The sequence below is a fragment of the Bordetella petrii genome (assembly GCF_020991325.1).
Classification (GTDB): Bacteria; Pseudomonadota; Gammaproteobacteria; order Burkholderiales; family Burkholderiaceae_B; genus Bordetella_A; species Bordetella_A petrii_E.
This window is the reverse complement of sequence record NZ_JAJMLX010000543.1, coordinates 1-540: the sequence shown is the minus strand read 5'-3', so window position 1 is coordinate 540 and position 540 is coordinate 1. Positions and strand designations below refer to the sequence as shown.

General features: G+C 69.3%; 1 protein-coding gene. It reads right to left on the bottom strand.

From position 1 onward, the window contains the following. A partial coding sequence (locus LPZ50_RS25250) for a LysE family translocator (protein ID WP_230665551.1) occupies positions 1-320 on the bottom strand: 320 nt, incomplete at its 3' end. Positions 321-540 lie beyond the last annotated feature (220 nt).

Below are 540 nucleotides of genomic sequence, written 5' to 3'. Positions count from 1 at the left end.
GCTGCGGCGGCGTCCTGTCGGGGCGCGGGCACGGGCGCGTCGCTGCGCAACAGGCGCCAGCCCAGATAGGCCAGGTAGGCCGCCCCGGCCCATTTCAGCGCCTGGAAGGCGGTTTCCGAGGCGGCCAGCAGCACGCCCAGGCCCGATGCCACGATGGCAACCAGGATCATGTCGGCCAGGATGGCGCCCACCATGCCCCAGCCGGCCGCCCGCACGCCATGGCGCGACCCGTTGCTCATGGCCAGCAGCACCGTGGGGCCGGGGGTGGCAATGGTAATGCCCGAAGCCAGGGCGAACAGCAGCAGGGTGGCAAGTGTCATGGCGGGCGGTAGGCGGAATTGAGCGGGGCGCTGTCTGCCAGTGTGATGGCTTGCCCGCGATTCGTCCAGCCAGCGGCTACCATAGCGGGGTTGCATCCTTGTGTTTCGCCCATGTCCACGCGCCCCGCTCCTCCTGCTGCCCCTGATACACCGCCGCCGATTCCTTCCCCGATTCCAGCGACCGCGCAACATTACCCGCAGGTGCCCCATGCTACTGATG